This window comes from Massilia yuzhufengensis (assembly GCF_900112225.1).
Taxonomy (GTDB): domain Bacteria; phylum Pseudomonadota; class Gammaproteobacteria; order Burkholderiales; family Burkholderiaceae_D; genus Telluria; species Telluria yuzhufengensis.
The window spans coordinates 104,533-113,375 of sequence record NZ_FOLD01000018.1 but is presented as its reverse complement, the minus strand read 5'-3'; the positions used below and the strand labels follow the sequence as shown (position 1 = coordinate 113,375).

Sequence of the window (8,843 nt, the reverse complement as noted above, 5' to 3'; positions counted from 1 at the left end):
CTGGCAAAAGTGACCCAACTTGGTCAGCTGGCGATAGATCACGTACCCGCAGCAACCTGCCTCGTAGCACACGGACAGCTTTGCACCGCCTTTGGCCAACTGCGCCATCAGCTTCGCTATCGCGACCGGCGTGTTCGTGATCTCTCCATAGAAACGAGGCTCACCACCAGCGCTATCCGCAATTGACACCGCGATCGTCGCCTTATGGACATCCAAGCCAACATATTTGCTAAACTCGTTCATGACCTACCTCCTCAATTGCGGCTCTGCGCCGAAAGGTTCACCAACCCTCAGCGTAACCCGCGCTTGTTGAGGTTGGTAGGTCAATACATTCTGTCTACGAACGAACGACCGTTCTATTCCGAATTCCGGCGAAACTGCCTTCAACGCCGGAGTATTTTACCGCTTGCCAATAGCTGAGCTTGGCGGCACAATGCCTTCCTTTCGGGCGTTCAGACACTACAATATGGCGAAAAAGCTACTGCTGCTTAATGGCCCCAACCTCAATTTATTGGGGACCCGGGAGCCAGCGGTGTACGGTGCGACAACGCTGGCCGACATCGAACAAGCGGCGGCAGCACAGGCCGGGGCGGCGGGCGCCACCCTGGCCAGCTTCCAGAGCAACCATGAAGGTGCCCTGATCGACCGCATCCATGCCGCGCGCGGCGAAGGCGTGGATGCAATCGTCATCAATCCTGGCGGCCTGACACATACCAGCGTGGCCCTGCGCGATGCGCTTGCGGCGGTGGCAATCCCGTTCGTGGAAGTGCACATCTCGAATGTGCATGCCCGCGAGTCCTTCCGGCACCACTCGTACTTGTCTGCGATCGCGCAAGGCGTGATCTGCGGCCTGGGTCCGGACGGATACCGGTTTGCCATCGACTTTGCGCTTAAATCGCGTTAATCTACGTCAACTTCATGTATCAGCAGCCGTGCGCTACCCACCATCGCGCAGCCAGCTCTCTTAAAAACGAATAAAACATTCCAAGGGGTTTCACATGGATCTCAGAAAACTCAAGACGCTGATCGACCTCGTCGCTGAATCGGACATCGCCGAACTCGAAGTGACCGAAGGCGAAAGCAAGGTCCGTATCGTCAAGTCGTCCGCCATGCCGCAGGGCCAGATGATGATGATGCCGCAGCAGGGCGTGCAGCACTACGCCGCCCCAAGCCAGCATGCACCGGCCCCGGCAGCGCCGGCACCGGCGGTCGCCGCCGAGCCAACCGGCCACGTCGTCAAGTCGCCGATGGTCGGCACCTTCTACCGTTCGTCGGCGCCAGGCGCCGCGGCCTTCGTCGAAGTGGGCCAGAACATCAAGGAAGGCGACACCCTCTGCATCATCGAAGCGATGAAGCTCCTGAATGAGATCGACGCCGACGTCACCGGCGTGGTCACCAAGATCCTCGTGGAAAACGGCCAACCGGTCGAGTTCGGCCAGCCGCTGTTCGTGATCGGCTAAGCAGCCTTCCCGGCCCGGCGGCGTCCTGCCGCCAGCCCATTCTTGTCGTGTCCGGCGCGTTTGATTTCCTCGATGCGCCGGTATTCACAGAAACACCAAACCTACCATGTTTGAAAAAATCCTTATCGCCAACCGTGGTGAAATCGCGCTGCGTATCCAGCGCGCCTGCCGCGAGCTGGGCATCAAGACGGTTGTCGTGCACTCCGAGGCCGACAAGGACGCCAAGTACGTGAAACTGGCGGACGAATCGGTCTGCATCGGCCCGGCGCAATCGGCCCTGAGCTACCTGAACATGCCGGCGATTATCAGCGCCGCCGAAGTGACCGACGCCGAAGCGATCCACCCGGGCTACGGCTTCCTGTCGGAGAACGCCGACTTCGCCGAGCGCGTGGAAAAATCGGGCTTCGTCTTCATCGGCCCGCGTTCGGACTCGATCCGCCTGATGGGCGACAAGGTCTCGGCCAAGCAGGCCATGATCAAGGCCGGCGTGCCCTGCGTGCCCGGTTCGGACGGCGCCCTGCCGGACGACCCGAAGGAAATCATCCAGACCGCGCGCAAGGTCGGCTACCCGGTCATCATCAAGGCGGCAGGCGGCGGCGGTGGCCGCGGCATGCGCGTGGTGCACACCGAAGCGGCCCTGCTGGGCGCGGTGCAGATGACCAAGACCGAAGCCGGCAGCGCCTTCGGCAACCCGGAAGTCTATATGGAGAAGTTCCTGGAAAATCCGCGCCACGTGGAAATCCAGATCCTCGCCGACGAACATAAAAACGCCGTCTGGCTGGGCGAACGCGACTGCTCGATGCAGCGCCGCCACCAGAAGGTGATCGAGGAAGCACCGGCGCCGGGCATCCCGCGCAAGCTGATCGAAAAAATCGGCGACCGCTGCGCCGAAGCCTGCCGCAAGATCGGCTACCGCGGCGCCGGCACCTTCGAATTCCTGTACGAGAACGGCGAGTTCTACTTCATCGAGATGAACACCCGCGTCCAGGTCGAGCACCCGGTCACCGAGATGATCACCGGGATCGACATCGTGCAGGAACAGATCCGCATCGCCTGCGGCGAAAAACTCCGTTTCCGCCAGCGCGACATCATGTTGTCGGGCCACGCGATCGAGTGCCGCATCAATGCCGAAGACCCGTTCAAGTTCACCCCGTCGCCAGGCCGCATCACCGGCTGGCACCCGCCGGGCGGCCCTGGCATCCGTGTCGATTCGCACTCGTATGCGGGATACTATGTTCCACCTCATTACGACTCGATGATCGGCAAGGTAATTTCCTACGGTGCGACGCGCGACCAGGCTATCCGCCGCATGCAAATCGCGCTCTCGGAAATGGTGGTTGAAGGTATCCTCACCAACATCCCGCTGCACCGCGAACTGATGGTGGATGCGCGCTTCATCGAAGGCGGCACCAACATCCACTACCTGGAGCACAAGCTGGCCTCCAAGCCAGACCTGCCGAAGGAAGGCGGTATCGGCGCCAAATCGGAAGTCAAGGCAGACGCATGAGCTGGACCGAAGTCGTCATCGAAGTCGCCCGCGAACACGCCGAGGCCCTGTCGGACGCCCTGATGGAAGCGGGCGCGCTGTCGGTCTCGGTGGAAGACGCGGACGAAGGCACCGAGGCGGAACAGCCGCTGTTCGGCGAGCCGGGCATGGAACCGAAGGAAGCGGCGTGGGAGCATTCCCGCGTGGTCGCGCTGACCGACGTCGATGCCGACCAGTTCGCGATCGTCCAGGAAGCCGCCAACGCCATCAAGCTGCCCGTCATCCCGTCCTTCACCACCCGCGCGGTGGCCGACGCCGACTGGGTGCGCCTGACGCAATCGCAGTTCGAGCCGATCCACATCGGCACCAACATCTGGGTCGTGCCAAGCTGGCACGAAGCACCGGACCCGGATGGCCTCATCCTCGAACTCGACCCGGGCCTGGCTTTCGGTACCGGCAGCCACCCGACCACCCGCCTGTGCATGGAGTGGCTCGAAGCGCACCCTGCGCCCGGCAAATCGGTGCTGGACTACGGCTGCGGCTCGGGCATCCTGGCGATGGTCGCCAAGAAGCTCGGCGCGGCTGACGTGGCCGGGGTCGACATCGACCCGCAGGCGATCGAATCGGCGCGCGCCAACGCCGAGCGTAACCACTGCGCGATCGACTTCTACGTGCCGGACGACCTGGCCGTGACGCCCAACGCGCGCCATGCCACCGGCCAGTTCGACATCGTCGTGGCCAACATCCTGTCGAGCCCATTGAAGCTGATGGCGCCGATGCTGGCCGGCCGGGTGGCCGCCGGCGGCAGCCTGATCCTGTCGGGCGTGCTGGCGCGCCAGGCCGAAGAAGTCGCTGCCGCCTACGCGCCTTTCATCAAGCTGGGCGTCTGGGCCGAGCAGGACGGCTGGGTTGCCCTTCACGGCACGCTCGGCCAGGACAGCGTGCCGCCGTCGCGCCAGGCAGCTTCCAGCTGACGCATGGCGCTCGCCACCCAATGCCCCCATTGCGGCACCGTGTTCCGCGTCGCCGCGGACCAGCTGAAGCTGCGTGGGGGGATTGTTCGTTGCGGCGCCTGCACCCAGGTCTTTGACGGCAGCGCCGCGCTGGTCGACCTCGACGCGCCCAAGCCTGCCTCCCCCCTACCGCCTCCTGCCGTTGCGCGCCGCCGCCGCGATTCCGATGCAGCGCCGGTAGCCGAACCGGCCGACGACGATCCCATCTACACCCTCGAATTCGACCGCACCTTCGCGCCCTTCGGCATCCTGCCGCAAGCCGGCGGCGAGGACGCCACGCCCGCGCAAGACGTGATGGTGGAAGCGCCTCAGGAAGCGCCGGCCGCGCCGGAGCCCGAACCAGACCCGGATCCCGGACCCGAGCCCGAGCCCGACCCTGAGCCGGAGGCGCCCGCCGAACCGCCGCCGCCCCTGGCCGAGCTGCAGGTCGACGAGGAACTGGTGGCCGCGCCCCTGCCCGGCGACAGCCACGACGAGCTGGAGGAGGCGGTGGAGCCCGCTCCTGCCCCGGCCCCGGCCCACAAGGCGGCCCACACGTCGATCCCGCCCCTGCTGCTGCGCGAATCGCGTCCGTCCACCGTGACGATGGCGCTGCCGCCCAGCGCCCCCCAGGTGGCCCCGCGCACGCCGCGCACCAAGTCGGCCGAAGCGCGCGCCGCGCGCCGCTCCAAACTCACGCCGACCAAGATCGAGCCACCCAAGCTGCGCGTGCCGGAAAGCGACGAGCCGGAATTCGTGCGGCGCGGACGCCAGCGCGAACGCTCAAGCAAGGCAGTGAGGATCGCGCTTGGCCTGGGCAGCCTGCTGCTGCTGCTGGTGCTGGCCGCGCAGCTGGTTTCCACCTTCCGCAATACGCTGGCCGCGCGCTATCCCGACATGAAGCCCTCGCTGGTCACCGTGTGCAAGCTGCTCGGCTGCAGGGTCGAGCTGCCAGCCCAGATCGACCAGCTGGTGATCGACACCGGCGAACTGACCACGCTCGGCGGCGCCGCCTACACCTTCAGCACCCAGCTGCGCAACCAGGGCGAGCTGGCGCAGGCCTGGCCGAGCATCGAACTGACCCTGTCCGACCCCGACGACAAGCCGCTGGTGCGGCGCGTCTTCGGCCCGCGCGACTACCTGCCTGCCGGGCCCCTGCTGGCCAGCGGCTTCGCCGCACGCGCCGAGCAGCCGATCAAGCTGCACTTCCGCGTCGAAGCGCCGTCGCCGTCCGGTTACCATATCGCCGTTTTCTATCCTTGAAGGCCACCTCATGACCAAAACCGCCCTGATCTGCGGCTCGATCGCATTCGACAAGATCATGCAATACCACGGCCGCTTCGCGGAAACCCTGCTGGCCGACCAGCTGCACCGCGTGAACGTGTCCTTCCTGGTGCCGACCATGCGCCTGGAGTACGGCGGCTGCGCGGTGAACATCGCCTACAACCTGCAACTGCTGGGCGGCGCCCCGCTCATCATGGGCGCCATCGGCCAGGACGGCGGCGACTACCTCGAGCGCATGGGCAAGCAGGGCCTGGAGACGCGCGCGATCCGCACGATTCCCGACGCCTACACGGCGCAGTGCTTCGTCACCGCCGACCAGGACAACAACCAGATCAACGCCTTCCACCCGGGCGCGATGCAGTACTCGCACGACAACAGCGTGGCCGACATGGGCGCATTGCGCGTGGCGATCATCTCGCCGGACGGCCGCGACGGCATGATCAAGCACGCCGCCGACTGCGCCGAACTGAAAGTGCCCTTCATGTTCGACCCGGGCCAGCAGCTGCCGATGTTCTCGGGCGAAGAACTGATCCGCTTCATCGGCCAGGCCAGCTACCTGGCGTGCAACGACTATGAATTTGAAGTGGTGATGGACCGCACCGGCCTGAGCCAGGCCGACATCGCGTCGCGCCTGGAGGCGCTGGTGATCACGCGCGGCGGCGAAGGTTCGGACATCTACGCGGGCGGCGAGCACTATCGCATCCCGGCGGTGAAGGCCGAGAACATCGTCGACGCCACCGGCTGCGGCGACGCCTACCGCGCCGGCCTGCTGTACGGGATCACGGAAGGCCTCGACTGGCCCACCACCGGCCGCATCGCCAGCCTGCTGGGCGCCATCAAGATCGGCAGCACGGGTGGGCAGAACCACACGTTCACGCCGGCGGAGATCGATGAGAAGTTCGAGGCGGCGTTTGGGTACAAGTTCCGCTGATTGCTTGCGCTGACACTGCGCATACAACTTGGGTCCCGGCCTGCGCCGGGACCCAATTTCATCAGCGCACCAATAAAGCACGCTCTAGCCCATCACCCGTGAAACACCTGCCTGAGCACAAACTGAATAATCTGAATCACCACCAGCGCCACCAGCACTGACAAATCCACCCCACCCACCGGCGGCACCACCTTGCGGATCGGCCGCAGGATCGGCGTATTCATCGCATGCACGAACGGCGCCAGCGGTGCGTTCGGGTTCACCCAGCTGAAGATCGCATCGATGATCAGCAGCGCCATGAAGCCGTACAGGATCCAGGTAAGGAAGCGATACAGCGCGTGCAGCAGCACGGCCTCCACCGGCGCCCCGGCCACCAGCAGCAGCGAGCTGGCCAGCAGGACCACCAGGAAGGCGCCGATCAGGCTCGCCCAGTCATAGCCGCCCATGCCCGGCACCAGGCGCCGTAGCGGCAGCACCAGCCAGTCTGTCAGGGTGAAGGTGAACTGCCCGATCTGCTGTGGCGGACGCACGCGGATCGCCTGCATCCAGAAGCGCAGCAGGAGCAGTCCGCCCAACAGGCTGGCAGCGGTATCGACGATAAACTGGAGAATAGACAGCACAAAGGCTCCTCAAAAAAAAACCGCTGTGTGAACGATCACACAGCGGTATTTTGCCTTATCCAGGCAAGACTGGCTAATCCAGCCGAATTACGGGCGGCTGCTGGTCGGGAATGGCCATGCAGCTGCCGGCGACAGCGCGGTCTTTGCGGCTGGAGCAGGTGCGGCAGCTTTGCCGTCCTTGCCGTCCGCTTTCGACTCGGCCTTCGAATCCGACTTCGAATCGGCTTTGGTGTCGGCTTTCGATTCTGCTTTGGTATCGGCTTTGGAATCGGCTTTCGCTTCCGGCTTGGCTTCTGCCTTGGCTTCCGGCTTCGATTCCGCTTTCACTTCCGGCTTGGCTTCTGCTTTGGCGGCTGGTTTAGCAGCAGGCTTGGCAGTAGTTTTAGTCGCGGTCGATTTGGTAGCAGCGGTTTTGGTCGCAGCCGATTTCGCTGGAGCAGCAGCTTTAGCTGGCGCTGCGGCTTTAGCTGGTGCGGCGGCTTTTGCAGGAGCAGCGGCTTTAGCTGGAGCAGCCGATTTAGCTGGGGCAGCAGCTTTCGCAGGTGCAGCCGATTTGGCCGGCGCAGCTGATTTGGCCGGTGCAGCAGCTTTCTTGGCGGCAGGTGCAGTTGCTTTCTTTACAGCAGGTTTCTTAGCTGCTGGTTTTGCAGCCGATTTGCTGGCGACGGTTTTAGTAGCGGCTGCTTTGACTGCTGGTTTAGCGGCGGCTTTCTTTGCAGCTGGCTTGGCAGCGGCTTTCTTTGCAGCTGGTTTAGCGGCGGCCTTCTTTGCGGCTGGTTTAGCGGCTGCCTTCTTTGCTGCTGGTTTAGCAGCTGCTTTCTTTGCTGCTGGCTTGGCTGCGGATTTAGCTGCCGATTTGGCCGCTGGTTTAGCTGCCGCTTTCTTGGCTGCAGGTTTTGCTGCGGCTTTCTTTGCTGCAGGTTTAGCGGCTGCTTTCTTGGCTGCAGGTTTAGCTGCTGCTTTCTTTGCTGCAGGCTTAGCGGCTGCTTTCTTGGCTGCAGGTTTAGCTGCTGCTTTCTTTGCTGCCGGCTTGGCCGCCGATTTAGCGGTCGACTTGGCTGCTGGCTTCGCTGCGGCCTTCTTCGCTGCTGGCTTGGCTGCTGCCTTCTTGGCTGCTGGCTTGGCTGCAGTCTTCTTCGCTGCTGGCTTTGCTGCTGCCTTCTTCGCTGCTGGCTTTGCTGCTGGCTTTGCTGCAGCTTTCTTCGCTGCAGGTTTTGCTGCCGACTTTGCAACAGCTTTCTTCGCTGCCGGTTTTGCCGCAGCTTTGGTGGCGGTGCTCTTGGTTGCGGCGGTCTTGCTTGCTGCAGCTTTCTTTGCAGCAGGCTTAGCGGCCGATTTCGCTGCCGATTTCACGGCTGGCTTTGCAGCCGACTTGGTCGCGCTCGCCTTTGCCGCCGGTTTGGCAGCAGCTTTCTTGGCTGCCGGTTTCTCCGCTGCGGCTGCCTTCGCTGCCGGTTTGGTGGTCTTCGTCACGGACGAAGGCGCGCTTTTTGCTGCTGCCTTTGCTGCTGGTTTCTTAGCGGTTGCCATTTTAATTCTCCTTCATCTGCGATGAGAAAATACGCCTAGGGTTAAAACCCGCCCAACCAATCACTGACGGGCGAATTATTCATCGGACCACACCGCCTGCTGGTCTGGGCCAATGAATCCGGCACCGGCTGAACTGCTGCAACTCCTCACAATTGCAGCGCTTCAGCCAACGTCGACAGGTAACCGACTCAATGCGTTTTCACATCGCTACCCTTACGGGTGCGAAAAGAAAAAGCCGCCATGCCTGAACTCGGTCAGGCAGGGCGGCTTGTTCTTTTCGCTTCGCTTGCGTGCATACTGATTGAATCAGTGTCCTATTATTCGATCGATTACTGCCTGGATGGACGCGACAATATCACATGTTCACGTTTTGACAAATTCAATCAACGTAAAGTACACGAAAATCGTGTGGGTGCGCAACCCGAACACCTCAAATGAAATCACGTTTTTCGCACTTCAACATGCGATTGCGCATTCGTCCGTTATCTATCACACCGAATCGCATTTCAACCCATCGACAAACTCCATAGCCGCCGGTCC

General features: G+C 63.0%; 8 protein-coding genes and 1 pseudogene. 7 read left to right on the top strand and 2 right to left on the bottom strand.

Annotated features, from left to right (window positions below):
- Positions 1-243 (bottom strand): annotated as a pseudogene (locus BM031_RS15560) (IS110 family transposase); the annotation flags it as partial.
- Positions 244-466: 223 nt separating this feature from the next.
- Here BM031_RS15560 and aroQ point away from each other — a divergent pair.
- The 6 genes from aroQ to BM031_RS15530 all read left to right on the top strand — a co-directional run bounded on the left by aroQ (position 467) and on the right by BM031_RS15530 (position 6,153).
- On the top strand, positions 467-904 hold the full coding sequence (gene aroQ, locus BM031_RS15555; protein WP_091875471.1) for a type II 3-dehydroquinate dehydratase: 438 nt from the start codon (positions 467-469) through the stop codon (positions 902-904).
- 94 nt (positions 905-998) lie between these two features.
- Complete coding sequence (gene accB / locus BM031_RS15550) at positions 999-1,460, top strand: acetyl-CoA carboxylase biotin carboxyl carrier protein (protein WP_091875470.1); 462 nt, start codon at positions 999-1,001, stop codon at positions 1,458-1,460.
- A gap of 106 nt (positions 1,461-1,566) precedes the next feature.
- Positions 1,567-2,967 (top strand): acetyl-CoA carboxylase biotin carboxylase subunit, encoded by a 1,401-nt coding sequence (gene accC, locus BM031_RS15545; RefSeq protein ID WP_091875469.1) that lies wholly within the window; start codon positions 1,567-1,569, stop codon positions 2,965-2,967.
- Positions 2,964-3,920, top strand: a complete 957-nt coding sequence (gene prmA, locus BM031_RS15540; RefSeq protein ID WP_091875468.1) for a 50S ribosomal protein L11 methyltransferase — start codon at positions 2,964-2,966, stop codon at positions 3,918-3,920. The genes accC and prmA overlap by 4 nt, the downstream gene beginning before the upstream one ends.
- A 3-nt stretch (positions 3,921-3,923) precedes the next feature.
- Complete coding sequence (locus BM031_RS15535) at positions 3,924-5,201, top strand: DUF3426 domain-containing protein (protein WP_091875467.1); 1,278 nt, start codon at positions 3,924-3,926, stop codon at positions 5,199-5,201.
- A 10-nt stretch (positions 5,202-5,211) separates the two neighbouring features.
- On the top strand, positions 5,212-6,153 hold the full coding sequence (locus tag BM031_RS15530; protein ID WP_091875466.1) for a carbohydrate kinase family protein: 942 nt from the start codon (positions 5,212-5,214) through the stop codon (positions 6,151-6,153).
- A gap of 92 nt (positions 6,154-6,245) precedes the next feature.
- On the opposite strand, the gene BM031_RS15525 is transcribed toward BM031_RS15530, so the two are convergent.
- Entirely contained in the window at positions 6,246-6,773 is a 528-nt protein-coding gene (locus BM031_RS15525) for a YggT family protein (protein WP_091875465.1), read from the bottom strand.
- Positions 6,774-6,951: 178 nt separating this feature from the next.
- Between BM031_RS15525 and BM031_RS25585 the strand changes: the two genes are divergently transcribed.
- Positions 6,952-8,328 (top strand): hypothetical protein, encoded by a 1,377-nt coding sequence (locus BM031_RS25585; RefSeq protein WP_177207779.1) that lies wholly within the window; start codon positions 6,952-6,954, stop codon positions 8,326-8,328.
- Positions 8,329-8,843: the final 515 nt, after the last annotated feature.